This is a genomic window from Flavobacterium rhamnosi, from assembly GCF_048286515.1.
In the GTDB taxonomy this organism is placed as follows: domain Bacteria; phylum Bacteroidota; class Bacteroidia; order Flavobacteriales; family Flavobacteriaceae; genus Flavobacterium.
Window position 1 is genome coordinate 126,536 of the sequence record NZ_JBLVPS010000010.1, and the last position, 23,590, is coordinate 150,125.

Consider the following 23,590-nt stretch of genomic DNA (forward strand, 5'->3'; position numbering starts at 1 on the left):
AATATTTTGAAAACTAGATACTTATAACAATTTAAATGAGTAATTTTGTTGTTTACTTCTAGGCTAAAATTTCAAAAAAAAATATTATTTTTTTTGCTTAAGTGACTAATGGAAAGTTTACAAAAAAAATATTATACATTCAGTTTGCTGTTTTTATCTGTACTAGCATTTGCCCAAAGAATTGACAATACAGCATCTTTTAGAGAAATAAAAAGCAAACACTATTTTCGTTATCATTATGATAACGACTATTTTACTGCAACCGATTATTACTACACTCAGGGTGCCAATTTTGAATTGGCAAGTCCAAAACTGATTCAGAATCCGATAAATAAATTGTTTAAAAAATTAAAAAAAGGGGAACAACAGTACGGATTGGCGCTAGAACAAATGGGCTTTACACCAACAACCCTCAAATCTGACAAAATTCTTTCTAATGACAGGCCATTTGCTGCGGCCGCAATGCTAAAATCATTCTTAGTTTCAACCGACACAATTCATAAAACCAAACTTTCTTCTATTCTAAGTATCGGAATCATTGGCCCTTATGCTTTTGGTAAAGAAATGCAGACTGAAATTCACGAATGGATCAGTGATGAAGTTCCGCATGGATGGCAACACCAAATCAAGAATGATATCATACTAAATTATGAAATTGCTCACGAGCAACAATTGTATCGACTCAATAATTTATTTGCTTTAAATTCTAATGTAAAACTTCGATTGGGAACGATGAACACAAATATATCTGGAGGATTTACAACTACTTTTGGAAAAATCAATTCCCCATTTTCTTCCCTAAAACACAAAAATGGTTTTCAAATTTATGCTTACTTACAAGGCTTTGCGACTATTATTGGATATGATGCCAGTTTACAAGGCGGCCTTATCAATCAAAAAAGCCCTCATATAATTACTAATCAAAACATTAGAAGATTTACTTTTCAAGACAATTTTGGAATAGTTATGCAATACAAAGGCATTTACATCGAATATAGTCGTTCTGAGCTTTCAAAGGAATTCGAAACAGGAAAACCTCATAAATGGGGCGGATTTAGAATTGGTTTCAAGTTATGATTTTTCAAAGCACAAAATCTAAATATAAATTTTACCTTTGTTTCTTCACTAAGTAACAACTGTGTGTTGCTGCTATTAGCGAAAAATCCACAAATAATTTATTCCCGATACCATATCTTAAATAATTATGCTCGCAATAAACAAAGTACACCATATCGCTATCATTTGCTCCGACTATCAAGAATCTAAAACTTTCTATACAGATGTTTTGGGACTAACAATCATTCGGGAAATTTACCGCGAAGAAAGACAATCCTACAAACTGGATTTAGCATTAAATGGTGTCTATATCATAGAACTTTTTTCGTTTATAAATCCCCCAATGCGTACTTCAGGACCAGAAGCTACTGGATTACGTCATTTAGCATTTGAAGTAAACGACATAGACCAGACGATTGCTTTTTTATCTTCAAAAAATATTGAATCTGAAGCTATTCGAATGGATCCTACAACAAATAAACGTTTTACTTTTATTGCTGATCCGGATAATCTTCCAATTGAGTTTTATGAAAAATAAGCGTATTCTAAGGACTTGAAAAAGCGTAATTCTTAAAAAAATCATAAAAAATAATGATTATATGGATTTTTCAGGTCAACTCTGATTTTCTTTATCTAAATTTGTAATCCTTTCAAAAAACTTTAGTTTTTAAAATAAACTATTTTATTTTTATCTGAAATTAAGGTTTGCAAAACATTTTTTAGATGAATAATACCGCCCGAATTAAAAAAAATTATCAATTAATCAAATTTCAAAAATTAGTTATTGTCTCTATTTTAATTGGTTTTCTTTCCGCATTTTTAGGTATTTCATTAAAAAAGATAACCGAGTATTACGAGGAAATATTTTTCCATAAAGCTTCATTAAACCCTTTATTCATTATTATTTTTCCTTTTTTTGGTTTGTCTATCATTTATTTTCTCAGAGAATATCTTTTTAGGAAAAAGGAAAACAAAGGAATGAAAGAGATTTTTGAAAGCACAAATTCCAAATCAAAGAACTTACCAAATTATAAAATTCCATCTCATTTCATCAATGGGTTATTGACCGTTATCTTTGGAGGATCCACGGGAATTGAAGTTTCGACCGTTGTCGCTTCAGCTACGATTGGATCTGTTGCTCAAAGAAAACAAAACGTATTCCGACAATATAAAACGGAACTGATCTGTGCAGGTGTTGCAGCAGGTGTCACTGCTTTGTTTAGCAGTCCTATTGCCGGGATTCTTTTTGCCATTGAAGTTATTTCCAGAAAAGTAACTCGAGCCTTTTTAATCAGTAATTTGATAGCAGTCACCATAGCGTTTGGCCTTGTTTTTTTACTCGATGAAAAACCTTTGTTTGCCGTAACAATCACCACTTGGCATTTAAGAGCCATTCCCTATTTTATACTTTTAGGGATTTTAGCCGGTTTGAATTCGGTTTATCTCACACGCTGTGTCCTATTTTTTAAATCCGAATTTTCAAAAATAAAAATTCATTATTTTAAGATCCTTTTGGGATCACTTATCTTGAGTATCTCCCTATTCTTTTTTCCAGAGCTTTATGGCGAAGGATACCATGCAATTAAAGCAATTTTTGTTAATTCGAACGAGGTCACAATATCATTTTCATTAGCAATAACACTAATCGGAATACTACTTTTAAAGCCAATAGTCACCTCGGTAACTCTTGCATCGGGAGGTGACGGAGGTGTCTTTGCACCAAGTCTTTTTATTGGTGCCTTTTTAGGATTACTCGTAGCATTACTATTAAATAATTATCTTGACGCAAATGTTATTCCTCTAAATTTTATGGTAATTGGAATGGCTGCTGTATTAAGCGCCAGCATTCATGCCCCTTTTACCGCAATTTTCTTAGTTTGTGGATTAACGAATGATTATACATTATTCCTGCCGATTTTGGCTGTCTGTCTAATTTCAAAATATACAGCAAAAATAATCTATCCGTTCACTGTATACTCCTATTCTACGAGTTTATCAAAATAAAATTTTATGCCAATTCAAAAAATAAAAAGGAATTATCGTAAAACCAAATACATCCTTTACAAAGAAACTCTGGTTGATTTCAAAGAACATTTTTGGGCTTTTTTAGGTTCATTTATTGGTATTGGACTAATCGCTTATGTGCAATCTAAAACATTGCTTCATTCTGATGTGGTCTATCTGATTGGATCTTTTGGCGCTTCAAGCGTTTTAGTATATGGCGTAATTCAAAGTCCGATGGCCCAGCCCCGAAACCTTGTTGGTGGACATCTGGTTTCCGCAATCGTAGGAGTTACAGTCGCTAAATTTGTACCCGAAATTTTGTGGTTAACGGCACCACTGGCGGTATCATTTTCAATTGTTTTAATGCAGATAACCAAAACGCTGCATCCTCCCGGTGGAGCAACGGCATTAATTGCTGTAATAGGTTCTCCAAAGATTAAAATTCTTGGGTATTGGTATGTGCTTTATCCTGTTTTAAGTGGTGTTCTTATTCTTTTAATTATAGCACTTATTTTCAACAACATGACTACGAACAGGTCTTATCCAAATCATAAAAAATACCATATCATTAGAAAAAGACTGGCCGGTAAAATACAAAAAAGCATCTCCTAAATTAACGTTAGGAAAAATCCTTATCGAAAAAACTTTATTTGACAGGAATAACAATCAACTTTTGACAACCTGTCAATACTGTACAGGTGTACAATCAATGTTATAAGGATGAAAGGGCCGAAAGCTTAAATCAATTACACTATTCTGCCTGAAATATCTAAGACATTCAATGCTACACAAGTAGTACCACCACATAAAAAATACGCTTTAATTTTAGAATAGAAATTCGCTTTTAATCTTATAATTCGAGTATATTTGTAGTCGATTTTGATTTTCAGTATGGGCGGTGTTCTTTGGATTATTTTACTAAAATCATCCCTAAAATCATTCCTGCTATTTTACAAAAAAATCACAAATAATTCATTTATAGATATTTAAACATAAATAAAGAACAAATATTAAATTATGGTTTATAAATTTAGAGTAATTCTAGACGCGGAAGAAGATGTTTTTAGAGACATTGCAATACTTGAAGACGATACTTTAGAAGACTTACACAATGCTATCTTTAATTCCTTTGGTTTCGACGGGATGGAAGTAGCTTCGTTCTATACTTGTGATGAAACTTGGAATCAAGAAGATGAGATTTCGCTTTTTGATACCGGTGACGTTCCAGGTGAACAAAAAATAATGAGCGATTATCTCTTATCGGATATTTTAGACAAGCAAAACACCAAAATTATCTACGTTTATGATTTTATCAATATGTGGACATTCCTTGTAGAATTAGCTGCAATAGAAGAGCAGGTTATTGGAAATCTATATCCTGAAACTATTTTTTCACACGGCGAAATGCCAGATGAGGCAATGGAAAAAAGCTTTGAGTCAGACAATGCCGATGACTATCATAATGAATTTGAAGATGGATTAGATGACGATGATCTGGATATGTTTGAAGGAGACGATAGTTTTGAAGACTTCGGGTTTGAGGAAAATTGGAATTAAAAAATTAGACGATTAAGAATCAAGAACCAAGATGAAAGACCTTTTTATTGTCTTCTATCTTGGTTCTTTTATCTAAAAAAAAATAAAATATGATCAATTTATATAATACCCACATCGAAACCTTATCAATTCATAGAGTTGGTAACAAAAGTAGAAACGAAGCCCTTTTTCTGTCGGAACAACTGTTTAATCTGAATGATGAAATTGTGCCTTTAATGAAAGAATTTTTCTTTAAGCCATTTAGAGAAAAAGAAGAAAACTATTTCCAATTTGCTCATGAAATTGATTTGGATTACAATGATATGTTCAAATATGCAACAGAAGTTTTTGAGAATCCCAGTAACATTCACGAAATATCTAAAAAGATTACAAAGCATTTATTTGAGCAATCAAATCATCCACACATCAAGAATGGTGAGGTCTATGTAACCTATTTGAGTAACATCAGTATTGATAATAACGTTGTTGATGCAATCGGAATTTTCAAAAGCGAAATACAAGCTGATTTTTTACAATTTGAGGAAAAAGAAACACACTTGGAAATGATTTTACAACAAGGTGTAAGTTTGAATAAATTAGATAAAGGCTGTTTGATCTTTAATTACAAAAAAGAAGAAGGATATAAAATTCTTACTGTTGACAGCAACCGTTATGATGCCAGATATTGGCTGGAGCATTTCCTTTCCGTTGATGCTTTTGAGGATGAAAATTTCATTACCAAAAAGTATTTAAAATTTTGTCAGAACTTTGCTAAAGACGTTGTTTTTCCAGCAGAAGACAAAAAGGAAGAAGTGATGTTCATGAACCGCTCCGTTAATTATTTTGCTAAAAACGATCAATTCGAGGAGACTAATTTCCTGAACGAAGTTTTAGATAATCCGGATTTGATTCCAGAATTCAAGAACTACAAAATAGACAAAGGGGAAAAATATAGTATTGAGGATGTAACCTCATTCCCTATTGCTAATGCGGCAGTTTCAGATGCAAGAAAATCAATCAAAAACGTAATCAATTTAGATACGCACATTCAAATTAAAATGGATTTCATCAATCCGGAAAGCGCAGAAAAATTCGTAGAAAAAGGATGGGATGAAGAAAAACAAATGTATTATTACTTAGTTTATTTCAATAAAGAAGAAAAATCATAGGTACCGATTTCGGACTGCCATTTCAGAAAAACAAACGTAAAATCTGATCCTCAATTACAAAATAATTGAGGATTTTTTTTTGACTTAACACTACAAAAAAGAGTTGCTGTTTTGTTACTTTGTAAGAATTTTTGTGTTTTTATTAACATAAAATGTATTTAATCGATTTTATTTGACGTTTAGACGATTATTACTTACGTTTAAGGACCCAAATCTAATAATCCAACTATGAACCCAATCGAAATCAAAGAAAAATTTCTAAGCAAAAAAATCTTATGTTCCCTATTTGGACATAAAATTATCACCACTAGAAATGTAACAAATCATTTCAAGGAATATAAATGCACGGTATGCAATCTGGAACTGACAAATGACGAAAATGGTCAGAAAACATTTCTTACACCAGAATTAAAAGAAATAAACGAAACCTTGATTGGGTTCTATAAAAAAAGGATTCATGCTGTTTAAATCTATTTTTTAACTTATACCATAAACACAACTTATTAATCTACTAAAATCCTTGAAAAGATGCTAATCCTGCTATTAATCAAGACGCTGCTTTTGTTGAAACATAGAAACAAATTGAGAAAGAGTATCTTAAATTCAGTACATTAATACACTTTAATAATTCTAGCAAATTGCTGTCTATTAATTTTGATTTATTCGTAAATTTGTTTCTTCGCAAAACAAAAAAGGATGAATAATAATTTTTTTAAAGATAGCCCATTCAAAACGCTGATTTCGTTTCATATCCTAATAGAAGCTTTAGAGGAAATTGCTGTTAGTAATGTGGATTATCGTTCTAATTATGCAAAAGCATTACTCAAAGAAATTGAGCCTTTTCCTGAATTCAGAACCGGTATTGAGAACTTAAATTTAATTTTGGAAAATGAAACCTTAGTTAAACATTTACTTGCTGATTTATTCCCAACAGCTTTAACAAAGAATGAGATTAAAGCTGTTACGATTCCATTCCAGAATTTCACCTTTAACTATACCGAAAGATTTAAAAAAATAGTCACTGATGCCGGGGTACTATTTGACATGGCAATCCGCGATTTTGATTACCATCAGTTCTATATTATGAGTTGCACGTTGATTTTGAATGAATTCTATGGTCAAAAAATTGATTTCAACAAACCTTTGTTTTACGATATTCCAAATGCAAAAGGCATAATGAATCAATATCGTATTTTGTACAATGCTGACTTTATTGAAATTATACCAACAGATAAGGCTCCGGAATTAACTCCGGATGACATCGACTTATTGATGGACAATTATGATAATATCGATTTATGGAAAGAAAAATTCCCTGTTGAAAGTTGGATTCTAAAAGGTTTTGGCATTGCTATTCTTTTTGATGCTACTACGGAAAGTTCAATTTCCAAATTAAAAAGTAATCTGTTAAAACCGGAAAAAGAGCAAATAACTTTAAATGAAAATTTTGAGGCTATTTTTCGGTCCATTTTCAAAATTGCCGATTTAAGGGTTGGTTTGATTATATACAATCCTGAAGAAGATAAATTTGTAAAGCCCGCTTTTAGCGACCAAAGCCTTAGTAGCTTTATTCTGCCTTTCGAGCAAGAAGTGGATTGTAAAAACGCTCTCTTGGGTTGTTCGTTTGAAAATTTATTGGAATACAAAAAGGCAATAACCATTTCTAATGTTGAAAAATTTTCTGTACTACCCGGAAACGAAAAGCTTGGAAACCATTTATTAAAACAAAACATCCACAGTTGTATTTTTGCTCCAATTATTAAAAACGATATTCTTTTAGGAGTTGTAGAGCTGGTTTCTGCCAGTCCCAGAGAACTTAATAGCATAAACGCCTCTAAATTAGATTTAATTCTACCGTATTTAATAGATACAGCAGAACGTTATGCTACAGATAAAAAAAATCAGGTCGAAGCGATTATCCAAAGAGAATATACCGCCATTCATCCCAGTGTTTATTGGAAATTCCGAAAAGAAGCACTGAAATATTTCGAGACTTCTAATCAAAACAAAGACTATATATTTAAGGAGATCGTCTTTAAGGAAGTATATCCTTTGTATGGCCAAATCGATATTAAAGGTTCCTCTGCGCATCGAAATGAAACCGTAAAAGAAGATTTAAAAAACCAATTGGAAGCTTTAATTCAAATCTTTGAAAATCAAAAATTAAATACGAATCTGGTTTTACTGGAACAAAGAAAATTTGAATTACAATCCCTGTCCCAACAACTTGAATTTCCATTAAAAGCAGATACGGAACAGCAAATTCAGCTTTATATTGAAAATGAAATCCATCCCATTTTAAAAAATACAAAAACGGATTCCACCGGAGAAGTATTAGAACAAAAATATTTTGAGAGCCTGGATGAAAAAACAGGAATGTTTTACCAATCGAGAAAGAAATTTGATAATGCAATGTCCATTATCAATAAAAAATTAGCTTCTGTTTTAGACAAAAAACAAGCGGAAGCGCAAAATATTTTTCCACATTATTATGAGCGCTTCAAAACCGATGGAGTGGAACACAATCTTTATATAGGTGCTTCAATTACTCCAAATAAAGATTTTGATGTTATGTACCTTCATAATTTAAGACTGTGGCAGTTGCAAACGTTATGCGAAATGGAATTGGAACACCATCAACTCAAGTCTTCATTGCCGTACGAACTCGATGTAACTTCCTTGATTTTAGTATTTAGCTCCGCTATTTCAATCCGCTTTAGAATGGACGAAAAGCGTTTCGATGTTGATGGGACTTACAATGCCCGTTACGAGGTGGTTAAAAAACGTATCGACAAAGCCAATATCAAAGGAACTAAAGACAGAATCACCGAAAAAGAAAAGATTACAATCGTCTATTCCCACAATAATGAAGAGACTGAATATTTGAATTACATAAAGTTTTTACAATTCAAAAAAATATTGGAACCTACTATCGAACAATTTGAAGTCGAAGAATTACAAGGCGTTTCAGGTCTTCGTGCCATACGGGTAAAAGTGATAAATGACAATAAAGATCAAAATCAAAAAAATTATTCCTATCAGGACTTACTGGATGAATTGAATTAAACGCCGATCATTTTAAAAGCAATGACAAAAGCAACAACTGAAACTATAATTCCTATCATAAAGAAATTATAGGCAATTCGCAACAAACGGTACTTTTTCTCCAGCACTAGTCCTAGAAAATATAAATCTTTAATCATCGAATTATAAAGATATTCCTTGTCTTTCATCATTTCGTTCATAGCCCATTGGTACTCATCCAAAGGCATTTTATAGAAATTCCCAAAGAAAAGCAGGTTCACTTTTTTATCTTCAATATCTTGTCGGGTAAAAACCCCTTTTGTAACTTTTGGTCGTGTAGAAAGTATCGCAAAAATGATTGTAATAACACTGGACATTAACATGACAAAAGTGGGAACCATAAGATGAACATTTTTTGGACTGTCTAATTTAGGAATCAATGTAGAAAGTGCTATCGAAATAATAATGGCATTCACCGAAAGCAAAATATTGGCCTTACTATCAGCAATACCACTTAAACTAGTGTGATTATTTAATGTTACCCTAAATAAGGTATCGATTGCTCTGTCGGGTTTCTCTTCTTTGTCTCTTTTTTTATTTTCTTTATCCAATTCCTTACTCTTATTCAATTCCATTTTATTCTTTCTTTTCTGCAGGCGTTTTATATTTTCCTCTTTTAATGGTTGCCAATTTTTCAAGGCATAATCAGTGTAAAATTGATGCTTATTCACTAAAAAATCTAAATTTTCCACAATCCAGTCTTCATCCGAATATAATTTTCTGTCTATGGTTTGCCATTCCATTCGTAAAGCTTCGCACGTTGATGTGTATTTATCGGTCGAAAGATGATGATAATCTGCATCTTTTATTATTTTTTCCAAAAGCGTCTCCGGCACATAATTATAGGTAGTTGCTTTAATCAGCTTGGCAACTTTCTCGATATACTCTTCACTTTTTCCATTTTCTTTTAAAAAACTAGATGCTATCTGTATACTTGCGTCTTCATGATTGGCACAGCCGTTTACATAACCGGTGTCATGAAACCAAGCGGTGACGAGCAATACTTCTTTATCAGAAGAAGTAATGCCCTCACTGTCAGCAAGTGTACGAACAGCGGTAACGACATCACGGGTGTGATTAAAATTATGGTAGGTATATGAATTAGAAAGTTTATCTTTGAGTAATTGACTAACAAAATTTTCTACTTGTTCTATAAGAGTCATAAAGAAATTTTTATACTACTAAATTATGAAATTGTTTCGGGATAATTGTTTTATAACTTCAAATAAAGTTGTTTTTATATTATTTGCGACGGGATTTATTTTTCAGTCGTGTGCCACACGTCACGCACAATTTGGCAAAAACATTAAAACTCCCGTAACACAAAACGCAACTGATAGCTCAAAAATTGCTCATACTTTGTATTTAATTGGTGACGCAGGGAATGCAAATGAAAACAACGCACAGCAAACCATTGGTTTACTGGAACATCAGTTAGAAAAAGCAACTAAAAACGCCACTCTTTTATTTCTTGGCGACAATATTTATCCGAAAGGATTGCCTAATACTGATAATGCAGGAGAGCGAATTATTGCTGAAACCAAATTAACAAACCAACTAAAGCTATCCAAGAACTTCAAGGGTCAAACGATTTTCATTCCGGGAAATCATGACTGGTACAGCGGAATAAAGGGTTTAGAACGCCAAGCTAAGTTTGTAACAGAATATTTAAATGATAAAAAATCATTTTTACCAAGAAAAGGTTGTGGAATTGATGATATAGAAATCAATAAAAACCTAACCATGATTACTATCGACAGTCAATGGTTTCTGGAAGACTGGGATAAAAGCCCCACCATAAACGATGATTGTACCATAAAATCAAGAGAAGCTTTTTTTAATGAGTTAGAAAGTCTTTTAAACAAAAATCAGGAAAAAACCGTAATTCTGGCGCTCCATCATCCCTTAATGAGCAATGGAACGCATGGTGGCCAGTTTTCTTTAGAAAAACAATTATTCCCATTAGAACAAAAGATTCCGCTTCCTGTAGTAGGCACTGCTATTAATCTAGTGCGAAAAACAGCTGGAATAAGCCCGCAGGATATTCAAAACAAACAGTATACACTTTTTATAAAACGAATAAAAACACTATTACAGAGCCAGGACAATGTCATTGTAGTTTCTGGGCATGATCATAATTTGCAGTACATTGAAAAAGACAACATAAAGCAAATAGTAAGTGGTGCGGGTTCAAAATCAGAAGCTGCGAAAGCCGTTTTTCCTAATGATTTCTCTTATGGAGGAAATGGTTACGCAAAACTATCATTTTATGAAAACGGAGCGGCAAAAGTAACGTATTACGCAAAAGAAAAAAACCAGGAAAAACTGATTTTTGAACGATTCATACTTGATCAAAAAGACGATTTCAGCACTAAAAACTTCCCAACTTCATTTCCAAAGACAACTATTGCCTCTATATATTCAAAGAAACAAACCAAAAAAAGCATCTTTTATAAATTCTTCTTTGGAAAGCACTATCGAAAATATTACAGTTTACCAATAGCAGTAAAAACAACAACTATTGACACCCTTTTTGGAGGGTTAAGACCCAAACGTGCCGGAGGTGGGCATCAGTCTAAATCCTTGCAACTCTTCGACAAAAATGGGAAGGAATATGTAATGCGTGCCTTGAAAAAAAGTGCAACACGTTTTCTGCAGTCGGTGGCTTTCAAAGACCAGTTTATCCTAAACGAATTTGAAGATACGTACGCTGAAGAGCTCTTGTCTGATTTTTACACTACCGCTCATCCTTACGCTCCATTAGCAGTGGGTAATTTAGCCGGGAAAATCGGCGTAGCCCATACCAATCCAGTATTGTATTATATTCCTAAGCATAAGGCTTTAAAAGATTTTAATGTCAATTTTGGCAATGAGTTGTACATGGTTGAAGAACGTCCTACAGACAGCCAGATAGGCATCAAAAGCTTTGGTTATCCAACAGCGATTATCAGTACAGAAGATTTAATGAAAAACCTCCACAAAGATGAAAAATATTCAGTTGATGAAAGCGCCTACATCAAAGCCCGGTTATTTGACATGCTGATTGGAGATTGGGACAGACATCAGGATCAGTGGCGTTGGGGAGAATATAAAGTAGATGGAAAAATTATTTACAAACCTATTCCACGCGACAGAGATCAGGCATTTACCAAATACGATGGGGCTTTGTTTTTTGTGTTGATGAAAAAAGCACAATTGCGCCACATGCAATCTTTCAAAGACAAAATTAAAAATGTGAAATGGCTTAACCGTGAGCCTTACCCGCTAGATCTTGCTTTTATAAAAACTGCAGATCAGAATGAATGGATAAAACAGGCAAAATACATTCAGGAAAACCTGTCGGATTCGGATATCGACGGTGCCTTTAACAATTTGCCTACAGCTGTTCAGGATGGAACAATCAGCGACATAAAACGCAAATTAAAAGTTAGAAAAAAACAACTGCAGCGTTATGCAACAGCATATTACAACGAATTACAAAAAACGGTTTTAATTGTTGGAACAGATAAAAAAGACAAATTTGTCATCCAACAAAAAACGAAAAAAAACCTTGAAATCGAAGTATATCGATTAAAAAATGAAGGTGAAGAATTGCTTTACACCAAAAATTTTATTGTTGGAAAAACAAAAAAAATATGGATTTATGGATTAGATGATGACGATGTTTTTGAAGTAAAAGGAACATCAAAATCAAGAATTAACATCCGATTGATCGGAGGACAAAACAACGATATTTATTCGGTTGAAAATGGAAAAAAAATAAAAATCCATGATTTTAAGTCAAAATCTAATACTTATACTTTAGATTCCAAAAGCAAAGTTTTGTTATCAGATGACTATAAAACCAGTTTTTATGATTACGAAAAACCTAAATACAATTCATTTTCAGCGCTTCCAAATATAGGCTTTAATCCTGATGATGGCGTAAAGTTTGGTATTGTAACGGGATATATTGTTAATGATTTCAAACAAAATCCATACACGCAAAGACACATTTTAAAAACCAATTATTTTTTTGCTACCAATGGATATGAACTGATTTACGATGCTCATTTTCCAAAATTATTTGGCAAATGGGATTTGGATTTAGAAAGCCAATTCACGAGTCCAAATTTCACCATTAATTATTTTGGATATGGAAACGAGACGGTAAATAATGATGAAACTTTCGGAATGGATTTCAATCGAGTGCGCATCCGAATGCTGAAAGTTTTGCCATCTATCAAAAAAGTAGGAAAACACGGAAGCGAAATACGGTTTCAAACCAGTTTTGAAAGAATTATGGTTGAAGAAACCAGCAATCGCTTTGTAGACATACCGGGAAATATAAACCCTGCTGTTTTTCAAAACCAACAATTTGCGGGAGCAACAGTAAAATACAGTTTTGAGAATTATGACATTCCATCATTTCCTTCCATGGGAATGGGATTTTCTGTTGCGGGAAGCTGGAAAATGAATTTGGAAGATACCAAAAGAAATTTCCCGACATTAGAAAGCAAACTCAATTTTAATCACAAAATTGATGCTAACGGAAAATTCGTTTTGGCTACAATTTTGAAAGCAAAAATACTATTGAACGACAATTTTGATTTTTATCAAGGCGCTACTTTGGGGGGTGACTATGATTTGAGAGGCTTCAGAAATGAACGCTTTTTAGGAAATCAATCCTTCTATCAGAGCAGTGATTTACGATGGAACTTAGGAAAAATAAAAAGAAGTATTATACCGATGTCTTACGGAATCTTAGCCGGTTTTGACTATGGAAGAGTTTGGCAAAAAGGAGAGGATTCGGATAAATGGCACCAATCCTTTGGTGGCGGATTATGGATCAACGGACTCAATGCACTTACGGCCAGAATCACCTATTTTAAAGCCGCAAATGAGGAAGCCCGAATTGCTTTTGGCTTAGGATTTGGATTTTAGTTTTTTGATACTGACCTCATAAACGTTCCCTCCTATACTTTTAGTTTTTTCATCGGCAATAAAAAGCCTGTCATTATCGATAAAAGAAATAGCTTCTTTTTGGGAAAAATGATTTAATTCGAGTGCCGTTTTTGTTCCATCTAAAAAATTAGTCGTTGTAAAATTCTCAAATAAGAAAATTTTATCATGGGTCAAAACGGCAACTTTAGACGCATCAGGGCTTATGGTAACACTTGTGATTACACAATGATTGTAATTATCACAGGTTTCAAACTCACCCACTAAAACTGCCTGGTGAAAACCAGGTGTATTTGGAATTTTATATACAAATGCAGTACCATCGAATCCCTTACTTCGGTTTTTTGTAACGAGATAGAAATTATTTTTAATCTCAAAAAAACCTTCCACATCGTAGAACATTTGTGTTTTCTTTGGCGGAAAATCTTTTTGCTCCGGATATGCAAATGAGATTTTATAAGCTGGAATGGCACTTTCTGTATTCAATGTTTTTTTGTCTATTTTATAAATGCACAAATCTTTTCTTTCATTGTCATTGTTACCAAAATCACCGATGTAAAGATTTCCTTCTTTGTCTTTTGTAATATCTTCCCAATCTATGTTTTGCGTATCTTCGATTGTAATATTTTTTTCTATTTCACCTTCCGTATTGAGCCCGTAAATGACATTCGAATTACCGCTGTCTTCTAACATCCACAACAAATTATCTTGTGAAGAATAAATAATCCCCGAAACTTCCTTTAACTTTTTAGGTAACGAATAAGTCATTGATAATGAATCTGAATTTTGCTGACAGGCAAATAAAACAAATACGACTAATAGTAAAATACATTTTTTCATACTCAAAGCAGTGTAATGACAGGTTAATTAGGGACTAAAATCCGGTATTGAATAAATTGGTGTTTTTGAAATTTCTGGTTATAAATTCAAAGGCTGCACTCATAACATTTCCCATAGATTTAGCTTTTTTGAAATTTAGATCATTGGTATAACTGTACAATTCTAATTTCAGCTGATTCAAATGTTCATCTGTAGAAATAGTATCAGAACCCATAATTTGTAACAATCTCTTGATCCGGTTCTCGGCGGAATGGATTCTTTTGGCTAAAACTGCACGCTCTTCATCTTTATACTGTTCTATCGAACTGCTTTGAAGTTTTTCTTTAACTAATTTCACCATCGGATAATTCTCCTTGAAAAATTGGGGGCGATAGACTTTAAAATTTCCTTCGAAGCATTGCTGGTCAAAATCAATCGCACGGATTCTATAAACTACCTGATCAAAATCGTGAATGGGAACAATTACATAATTATACGAACGCATATCTCCTAATAATCGAATCATACAACGCTCATTAAACTTAACAAATTCTTTTGCAATTTGCGATTTCTCAGTTTCGGTACAATCAGCCAATAGCGTTTTTATAAACACATCTCCGGCAATCCCCATGATATGTTCTTCAATTAAAGTGTCTTTATATACTAAAAAATTTATTTTATCCGGTGACAGTATGTGTTCCAGTTCTAATCCATAAACACGGGAAGCATCCGCCTTCTTGATATAGAAATGCGTATAATTGTCATTTAAAATGTTTCGGACTTTTATTCGAAATGGTTTCGAATTTCCAAAAGTGCAATAGTCTATCGAATCTACATTCAAAAATTTAATAATTCCAAGATTACCATCGGAATGCAGAAGAGAATAGATTTTCATTAAAGTCAAATCGATTTCTTTACGTTCAAATTCATTATAATATACCCGAATCCATAACGTATCCTGATCGGTTTTATCGTATACATGTACCGAACCAGCAAATCGCAATAAGTCATCATAAAAAATAGGCACCTTAGATATTCGGTCAAATCGCTCCAAATAATCCAAGAGTGAATTGTTTATTGGGTAAGTCGGTTTTTTAAAAAGCATTATTGGCTCACTCATTGGAAATCTATTTAGTGCAAAATTACAACAAATTAGAATTCAAAAACAGCATAATACTGAACTTCTTTACCTCCTCCAAAATGTTGGGTTTTAGCAGCATCCCGGTATTATAAAGTAACTATTTTTACGAACCGGACAATCGCACCTGCCAAAAAACATATTGAATAATTGGATCCGTTTTTAAGCACTAAAACATAACCCTTTAAATTTTAGAACATTATAAAAACAAGGTCTGCTAATTCTAAAACGCAATGTCATTTTTTGTTAAAAAGAGCCCAACCCAGATATATTTAATTTATATTTGACACCCCCTCAATAGATTAAACTAATACCTACTATGATAAATAAGCCTGAGCTGTATTTAAAAGCTGCACAATCGGCAAAGATTGGTGTGTGGAAATTGGATTTGTTAGCCAATCAAATCTATTGGGACTCAGTGTCAAAAGAGATTTTTGAAGTACCTCAAGATTTTATTCCTACCTATGGAAATGGAATTAATACCTATATCGAAGGCGAAAATAAAGCTAGAATAAAATTCTTATTTGAAAAAGCTGTGAATGAAAAAATTTCTTTTGAAGACAAATTTCAAATCACCACTGCGAAAAACAATATCAAACATATAGAATGTATTTGTCAAGTCGAATCAATAGACGGAAAAGCAACTCGATTATTGGGTACTTTTCAGGACATAACAAAAGAGCAAAATTTAATCAACGAACTTCAATTAAACGTTGAAAAACTCTCTTCCATTTTCTCCAGTGCTAATGATGCGATTATTATCATTAATACTTCTAATGGAATCATAACAGATTGCAACTCCAGAACTACATCCCTGACCGGATACAAATATCCTGAATTAAGAGGGGTACACAATTCTGAGTTATTCCCTATAGAATATAGAAAACAAGTCCGAATTTTTCTAGCTTATAATTTAACAAAGGATGATTATGTTGTAAATGAAACCTTTATAAAATGTAAATCAGGGGAGTCAATCGCTGTGGAAATAGCTTCAGGTAAAAAATTTCAGGTCAACCAAATTACTTACCTGGTATGTTTCATACGAGATATCAGTGAGCGAAAAAATATTGAACAAAAACTGAAATTGTTATCTCTTGCAGCTTCAGAAACTACAGACACTATTGTAATTGCGAATCCAAATGGAGAAGCAATATGGGCAAACCAGGCTTATTTAGATCTGACAGGATTAACTATGAATGAAGTGATAGGGCAAAAGCCGGGATATTTATCCAAGGGCCCTGAAACAGATTCACAAGTTACAGCAATAATGCGAGATGCAATTCGGGATAAAGAAAGTATAAAAATCATTATTCTGAATTACAATAAGAAAAAAGAAAAATACTGGTTTGAACTGAATATTACCACCGTTTTTGACAGTCAAAACAATTTTATAAATTTTGTTGGTGTCGGCCGGGATGTTACACTTAGAATCGAAAAGGAGATTGAACTTAAGCACATATTAGAAGTCACCAGTCAGCAAAACAACAAGCTTTATAACTTTGCACATATTGTTTCTCATAATATTCGTTCACACACCAGCAATTTAGCAATGGTTGTAGATGTAATTGAGCATACCGAAAATATTACCGAGAAGCTTTCTTATTTTGAATTATTTAAAGAAGGAATTGAAAAATTATCAGAAACAATTGAATATTTAAATGAAATCATAACGATTCAGCAGAAAACAAATATTGAAAAGACTCAGATTTGTTTAAAGGACGAAATCGAAAAAACAAAAAAGGCATTAAGTCTGGCAATCAAAGAAAGTCAGATAACCATAACTCATACAATCCCCAAAGAACTAACAGTCAATGCAATCCCAGCTTACTTAGATAGTATCTTACTTAATCTATTTACAAATGCCATAAAATACAAATCACCTGAACGTAAGGCTATTTTAGAAATTGGTTATGAAATCAATGAAAACTACACCATAATAACATTCAGGGATAACGGTTTAGGATTAAATTTAAAGAAAAATGGCCACAAGATTTTCGGCATGTATAAAACGTTTCATGGCAACGAAGATGCGAAAGGAATTGGCTTATTTATAACAAAAAACCAACTGGAGGCAATGGATGGAAAAATTGAGGTAGAAAGCAAAGTTGGTTCAGGCTCCATTTTTAAAGTGTATCTAAATGAAAAATAAATTAACGTATATTATTGATGACGATAAGATGTCTGTAAAATTGATGACTATTCTTATGTCTAAAAATAATTTTTGCGAGGATGTTCATCCATTCTATAACGCGCAAACTGCATTAGATAAATTAAAGCAGAATTGCACGGAAACTGACGATTTGCCAGACGCAATTTTACTTGATTTAAATATGCCCATCATGGATGGATGGCAGTTTTTAGATGAATTTATTCTGCTACCTATAAAAAAAGAAATTTCCATTTTCATTATCACTTCTTCAATCGACCCTATTGATATTGAAATGGCAAAACAACACGATACAATAAAAGACTATATTATGAAGCCTATTACTACTGAAAAATTAAATGCGCTCTGCATCTTAATTGGCAAAATAAACTAATTCCCATTTAATAGTAACAAATCCCTACCTTGTTCGTCCTATATAAAAATTAAAAACGAACGCTTTGGAAATTATACTCTCTATTAAAAACCTCTACAAACGTTACGGCACGGTGCAAGCCTTGAAAGACGTTTCATTTGAAATATACAAAGGCAATGTTTATGGGATTCTCGGTCCCAACGGCAGTGGAAAATCGACAACATTAGGGATTGTTTTGAATGTGGTAAATAAAACCTCAGGAGAATACAGCTGGTTTGGCGGTTCAATGCAAACTCACGAAGCCCTAAAAAAAGTGGGAGCCATTATCGAAAGACCTAATTTCTATCCCTACATGACGGCAAAGGAGAATTTAGAATTGGTTTGCAAAATCAAAGCAATTAACTATGCCAAAGTAAATGAAAAGCTGGAATTAGTTGGTCTAATAGACCGTCAAAACAGCAAATTCAGTACGTTTTCTCTTGGAATGAAACAGCGATTAGCAATAGCTTCTGCCCTACTGAATGACCCGGAAATTCTTATTCTTGACGAACCTACCAACGGTTTAGATCCGCAAGGGATTCATCAAATTCGAGATATAATCAAACAAATAGCAGCAAAAGGGACCACTATTTTACTCGCCTCTCATCTCTTGGACGAAGTAGAAAAAGTATGTACACATGCACTGGTTCTAAGAAAAGGCGAAATTTTATATTCCGGTTTAGTTGGTGGTATGTCCTCAAATGACGGATTCTTTGAGGTGCAGGCAGATGACATTGAAAATTTGATATTGGTATTAAAAAAGCATCCTGCTGTCAAAAGTGTTGTGAATGAAGCCGGAAAAGTTTTGGTTTATTTAAAACATGACTGGGATGCAAAAGAGTTGAATCAGTATCTTTTTGAAAAAAACATTGTATTAAGTCATTTGGTTAAACGCAAAAATAGCCTGGAAGAGCAATTTTTAGAATTAACAAATGCTACAAAATCAACTATCAAAAACTAAAATAATGAAACGACTTCTCTCAATAGAATTACAAAAAATATGGAAAAACAAAGCCAGTAGCGTTTTGACTTTTACTTATTTTATTCTGTTAACCTTTATTGCATTAATTGCCTCAATCAAATTTGACCTTGGGATTTTCAAGCTTCATCTTGCCGAAATGGGCATTTTTAACTTCCCGTTCATATGGCATTTCAACACCTACATTGCGGCAATTTTAAAATTATTTTTAGCGATTGTTATCGTATCAATGATGGCTAACGAGTATAGTTACGGTACATTAAAACAAAATTTGATTGACGGAATGAGTAAAAAAGAATTTATTCTTTCTAAATTTCTCACAATCATTTTATTTGCTGGAGTATCAACTGTTTTTGTATTTGTAATGTCATTGCTTCTCGGTTACAGTTTTTCTTCTTATACCGAAATTGGTATTATTTTCTCAGATCTAGAATACGTATTGGCTTATTTCGTAAAACTAGTCGGATTTTTCTCATTCTGTCTATTTTTAGGAATATTAGTTAAACGCTCAGCATTTGCACTTGGATTTCTTTTAGTTTGGAATATTATTGAAGGAATGGCTAAAGGAATTCTAACTTTTAAAATATTCCCGGACAGCAATAATGCATCCTACATTACACAATTTTTTCCATTAGAATCCATGTCTAATTTAATTGTGGAACCATTCACCCGACTATCAATTATCAAATCTATTGGGACACAAATTGGAATGGAAAACAGCAAAGATTATGGTGTACATTTTTCAACGGTTCTAATCGTTTTATGCTGGACTTTCATTTTTACATTCTTATCCTACCGCTTATTAAAAAATAGAGATTTGTAGTATCTTTACGGAGCTATGAAATGTATAAAAACAATCTTATTTTATATCTTCATTTGTTGCTCTACCTTTAGTGCAACAGCGCAAGCTATTTCAGTAAACGACTCCTATACAGCACAACAACTTGTTGAAAATATTTTAGTAAACAGTTCTTGTGCTACTATTTTGAACCCCATTGCGACAGGAGATTTATTTACTGCCGGAAAAAACAGTTACGGTTATTTTAATAATCAAGGGGGTAGTTTTCCTTTTACCGAAGGAGTAGTTTTAAGTACTTGGAGCAGCCAAAATTCAGTAGGCCCCTTTGTAAGAAATCAAGGTGGAGGTGACACTTCGTGGTTGGGTGATTCTGATTTAGAGGCTGAATTAGGCTTTAAAACAATAAATGCTACCATCTTAGAATTCGATTTCACACCGCTAACTAATTTCATAAGTTTTGACTATATATTTGCTTCTAATGAATATCAGGACGATTTTCCATGTCGGTTTTCTGATGGATTTTCATTTTTAATAAAAGAAAAGGGAAGCATAGCCAATTATCAAAATTTAGCGGTAATTCCTGGTACAACAACCCCTGTTTCCTCCCTAAATATCCATCCTTTAATTCCACCATTTGGAGTAGGCGGCGGTTGTCCTCCAAAAAACGAAAACTATTTTGGAGCCTACAGTTCTGCTACCAGTCCTACTAACTATAGTGCCCAAACTGTTGTAATGAATGCCCAAACAAATGTTATCGCCGGAACAACCTATCATATAAAATTAGTAATTGCTGATGATACTTTTCAGTATTATGACTCAGCAGTTTTTCTCAAGGCAGGTAGTTTTTCTCCAAAAATAGATTTGGGACCAGACAGACTATTAACAACCAATAATCCTATTTGTTTTGGCGAAAGCTATATTATTGACACTAAATTACCAGCAAGTTATAGCTACAAATGGTTTAAAGATTCAATTGAAATAATAGGAGAAACAAGTCCATCGCTTATAGTTACGGATACAGGCAATTATAAAGTTGAAATTACTTTGACTCCTGCAACTTGTATGACCACTGACGAAATAAAAGTAGAATATGTTCCAAAAATCATTTTAAATGACACAACACTTTCGCAATGTGATGATAATAGTGATGGAATTAGTGTTTTTGATTTAACCCAAGTTGATGCTTTGGTAAAAAATAATGCTTCAGGTTTAAGCAACATTGTATATTATGAATCTTTAGCGGACGCAAAAGCCCAGATCAATCCAATTGCGAATGCACCAAATTATCAAAACAGGACAGCTAACCAAATTGTCTTTGCCAGTACTACAAATTCTTACGGTTGTGCAAATTATGCAGAAGTACAACTTCAGATCTCCAATAATAGTATGGCTGCTCAAACTCCAATTACAACTTGTGACGGCGATACAGTTCCGGATGGTTTGTATCATTTTGATTTAGATGCACAAGTCACACCACAAGTTCTTAGTGGCCTGCCTGCCGGATTAGTGGTTGAATACTATTTAAATTCCGCCGATGCTATTGCTCAAAAAAATCCTTTACCAACTATTTTTAATAACACTATTGCCAACCAACAAATTATTTATGCCAGAATTGTAAATGGTGCTGATTGCTATGCGATTACCCCTGAAACACTTATAGTGCAAAGCTTTAATCCGCCAAATTTTCAAGAAGAGAGCGCTATTTTATGCAACGGCAGCTCCATTAACCTAGTTGTTAATACTGGTTTTTCTGGATATTTATGGAATACCGGAGCAACAACAAATACAATTACGGTTAACTCTTCTGGTAATTATTCTGTAACGGTTACTAATACTAATGGTTGCACTGCTACTAAAACTTTTGATGTCTCCGCATCTGGAATTGCAACTGTTACCGGAGCAACTATAAATGATTTTGATGGAAACCGAAATTCAGTTTTGATAGCATATACAGGAGTTGGCAATTATGAATTTTCCCTTGATGGTTCATTTTTTCAGGACGCCCCCCTTTTCAACGCAGTAGCTCCAGGAGAGTATTTGGCTTATATCCGAGATAAAAATGGTTGCGGCCTATCCATTCCATTCAAAATTTATGTTCTCGACTATCCTCGTTATTTCACACCAAACGGGGATGGATATAATGATCTTTGGGAAATTAAAAACCTTGAGTTGTTACCAGCATCCACACTATCAATTTTTGATCGCTATGGCAAATTATTAAAAGAAAGCAGTTCAACCGATTCGGGCTGGAATGGAATTCTTAACGGATATTCTTTACCTTCCGATGACTATTGGTTTACCCTAATTCTTGAAGATGGAAGAATAATGAAAGGACATTTTTCATTAAAAAGATAAAGCTTAATTTCCTGTTTTTATAAAATGAAAAAAAAAATACTTTTATTCTTTACTCTTTTTTCTATAAATTGTTTTTCTCAGTTTAGTAAAACCCACTATATCCCACCGCTAACCTGTGCAACAAATTTGGCAAATGATCATTATTTGTATATTTCTACACCAAGTAACACCGATGTTAATTTCAAAATTATAGAAAACGGAGGTGCTACCATAACTGCTGTGGTCAACAATACTTCTCCCTATATTTATGCTATAGGTCAGGGCGAAAATACGCAGTTATTCACTCCAAAAACTAGCATTGGAATCATAACAAATAAAGGATATATAGTTGAAGCCGAAGATTTAATTTACGTAAGCGTCAGGGTTAATGCAGGATTTTCTTCTCAAAACAATTCCTTTAATCATGCTGGAGGGCTTGTGTCAAAAGGCAACAGTGCCCTAGGAAAAGAATTTAGATTAGGTGCGATGCTTAATCCGACTTATGATCCAAATCTTTTAAATTTTGCTTCGATACTATCAACAGAGAACAACACTAAAGTCACTATTTCAAATATTCCAATAGGATCTGTATTATCAAATGGAACTATTATAACTGGACCTATAACTATTACTTTAGGAAAAAATGAAAGTTATGTTTTAGCTTTAGAAAATTACAGCAACACTATTTCTAACAGCTCCAATATGATTGGTGCGTTAGTTGAATCAGATAAACCTGTGGTTGTCAATTCGGGATCCTTTGGAGGAAGTAACAGTACAATTGTAAATGCGGAAGGAAATCCGATTGGGAGAGATCTTGGTTTTGATCAAAATTGTTCCAACAGAAAAAACGGGAAAAGAATATATCTTTGTAAAAGGACTTGGAAGTGATGAATTAGAACGTGTTTTATTGATTGCAAACACAGACCTGACACACATTTTTGTAAATGGTTCTGTCACCGAACTTACGATAACTTTTCAAGAAAGCCCCCATACACTTGGGTCTTTAGACGGGGGATGAATTGAAAATGCAGATACTTCTAATCATTTTAGATATGCAAGTGACAATTAAATACTTTTTTTATATATTTGTTTAATGGAAAAGCGATGGAGGAAAAGCAGAAGTGCTACATACAATATAGCCTATCATTTGATATGGTGTCCAAAATACCGTAG

General features: G+C 33.3%; 18 protein-coding genes. 15 read left to right on the forward strand and 3 right to left on the reverse strand.

Translation table 11 applies throughout. The annotated features are described in order from the left end of the window. The first annotated feature begins 108 nt into the window (after nucleotides 1–108). From ACNQGN_RS10290 to ACNQGN_RS10325, 8 genes are all read left to right on the forward strand, one after another. Nucleotides 109–1,077 carry a lipid A deacylase LpxR family protein gene (locus tag ACNQGN_RS10290; RefSeq protein WP_417987742.1) on the forward strand — a complete coding sequence of 323 codons (969 nt, stop codon included), beginning with the start codon at nucleotides 109–111 and terminating at the stop codon, nucleotides 1,075–1,077. Between the two features lie 127 nt (nucleotides 1,078–1,204). Then, nucleotides 1,205–1,594 carry an SMU1112c/YaeR family gloxylase I-like metalloprotein gene (gene gloA2 / locus ACNQGN_RS10295; RefSeq protein WP_417987743.1) on the forward strand — a complete coding sequence of 130 codons (390 nt, stop codon included), beginning with the start codon at nucleotides 1,205–1,207 and terminating at the stop codon, nucleotides 1,592–1,594. 185 nt (nucleotides 1,595–1,779) lie between these two features. After that, a complete protein-coding gene (locus ACNQGN_RS10300) occupies nucleotides 1,780–3,060 on the forward strand; it encodes a chloride channel protein (protein WP_417987744.1) in 1,281 nt (426 codons plus the stop codon). Between the two features lie 6 nt (nucleotides 3,061–3,066). Continuing rightward, the gene (locus ACNQGN_RS10305; protein WP_417987745.1) at nucleotides 3,067–3,672 is read left to right on the forward strand and encodes an HPP family protein; all 606 of its coding nucleotides are present in this window, start codon (nucleotides 3,067–3,069) and stop codon (nucleotides 3,670–3,672) included. A 405-nt stretch (nucleotides 3,673–4,077) separates the two neighbouring features. Continuing rightward, on the forward strand, nucleotides 4,078–4,617 hold the full coding sequence (locus ACNQGN_RS10310) for an IS1096 element passenger TnpR family protein (RefSeq protein ID WP_417987746.1): 540 nt from the start codon (nucleotides 4,078–4,080) through the stop codon (nucleotides 4,615–4,617). Nucleotides 4,618–4,706: 89 nt separating this feature from the next. Then, complete coding sequence (locus tag ACNQGN_RS10315; protein WP_417987747.1) at nucleotides 4,707–5,765, forward strand: nucleoid-associated protein; 1,059 nt, start codon at nucleotides 4,707–4,709, stop codon at nucleotides 5,763–5,765. A 228-nt stretch (nucleotides 5,766–5,993) separates the two neighbouring features. Continuing rightward, nucleotides 5,994–6,233 (forward strand): DUF1660 family phage protein, encoded by a 240-nt coding sequence (locus tag ACNQGN_RS10320; protein ID WP_417987748.1) that lies wholly within the window; start codon nucleotides 5,994–5,996, stop codon nucleotides 6,231–6,233. A 228-nt stretch (nucleotides 6,234–6,461) separates the two neighbouring features. After that, the gene (locus ACNQGN_RS10325; RefSeq protein WP_417987749.1) at nucleotides 6,462–8,831 is read left to right on the forward strand and encodes a GAF domain-containing protein; all 2,370 of its coding nucleotides are present in this window, start codon (nucleotides 6,462–6,464) and stop codon (nucleotides 8,829–8,831) included. On the opposite strand, the gene ACNQGN_RS10330 is transcribed toward ACNQGN_RS10325, so the two are convergent. Further along, nucleotides 8,828–10,012, reverse strand: coding sequence for a Pycsar system effector family protein (locus tag ACNQGN_RS10330; RefSeq protein ID WP_417987750.1), 1,185 nt, complete (start codon nucleotides 10,010–10,012; stop codon nucleotides 8,828–8,830). The genes ACNQGN_RS10325 and ACNQGN_RS10330 overlap by 4 nt on opposite strands. A gap of 25 nt (nucleotides 10,013–10,037) precedes the next feature. Here ACNQGN_RS10330 and ACNQGN_RS10335 point away from each other — a divergent pair, with 25 nt between their 5' ends. Beyond that, the gene (locus ACNQGN_RS10335) at nucleotides 10,038–13,772 is read left to right on the forward strand and encodes a metallophosphoesterase (RefSeq protein WP_417987751.1); all 3,735 of its coding nucleotides are present in this window, start codon (nucleotides 10,038–10,040) and stop codon (nucleotides 13,770–13,772) included. Here the strand turns inward: ACNQGN_RS10335 and ACNQGN_RS10340 are convergent. Both ACNQGN_RS10340 and ACNQGN_RS10345 read right to left on the reverse strand, forming a co-directional pair. Then, nucleotides 13,755–14,630 (reverse strand): hypothetical protein, encoded by an 876-nt coding sequence (locus ACNQGN_RS10340; RefSeq protein WP_417987752.1) that lies wholly within the window; start codon nucleotides 14,628–14,630, stop codon nucleotides 13,755–13,757. The genes ACNQGN_RS10335 and ACNQGN_RS10340 overlap by 18 nt on opposite strands. Before the next feature lie 34 nt (nucleotides 14,631–14,664). After that, complete coding sequence (locus ACNQGN_RS10345) at nucleotides 14,665–15,729, reverse strand: hypothetical protein (protein WP_417987753.1); 1,065 nt, start codon at nucleotides 15,727–15,729, stop codon at nucleotides 14,665–14,667. Between the two features lie 337 nt (nucleotides 15,730–16,066). Between ACNQGN_RS10345 and ACNQGN_RS10350 the strand changes: the two genes are divergently transcribed. From ACNQGN_RS10350 to ACNQGN_RS10375, 6 genes are all read left to right on the forward strand, one after another. Then, a complete protein-coding gene (locus ACNQGN_RS10350) occupies nucleotides 16,067–17,896 on the forward strand; it encodes a sensor histidine kinase (protein WP_417987754.1) in 1,830 nt (609 codons plus the stop codon). Further along, nucleotides 17,886–18,287, forward strand: a complete 402-nt coding sequence (locus ACNQGN_RS10355) for a response regulator (RefSeq protein WP_417987755.1) — start codon at nucleotides 17,886–17,888, stop codon at nucleotides 18,285–18,287. The genes ACNQGN_RS10350 and ACNQGN_RS10355 overlap by 11 nt, the downstream gene beginning before the upstream one ends. A gap of 64 nt (nucleotides 18,288–18,351) precedes the next feature. Next, a complete protein-coding gene (locus ACNQGN_RS10360; protein ID WP_417987756.1) occupies nucleotides 18,352–19,266 on the forward strand; it encodes an ABC transporter ATP-binding protein in 915 nt (304 codons plus the stop codon). Between the two features lie 4 nt (nucleotides 19,267–19,270). After that, a complete protein-coding gene (locus ACNQGN_RS10365; RefSeq protein ID WP_417987757.1) occupies nucleotides 19,271–20,107 on the forward strand; it encodes an ABC transporter permease in 837 nt (278 codons plus the stop codon). A 15-nt stretch (nucleotides 20,108–20,122) separates the two neighbouring features. Then, nucleotides 20,123–22,438 (forward strand): choice-of-anchor L domain-containing protein, encoded by a 2,316-nt coding sequence (locus ACNQGN_RS10370; RefSeq protein WP_417987758.1) that lies wholly within the window; start codon nucleotides 20,123–20,125, stop codon nucleotides 22,436–22,438. 24 nt (nucleotides 22,439–22,462) lie between these two features. Then, nucleotides 22,463–23,305, forward strand: coding sequence for a hypothetical protein (locus tag ACNQGN_RS10375; RefSeq protein ID WP_417987759.1), 843 nt, complete (start codon nucleotides 22,463–22,465; stop codon nucleotides 23,303–23,305). Nucleotides 23,306–23,590: the final 285 nt, after the last annotated feature.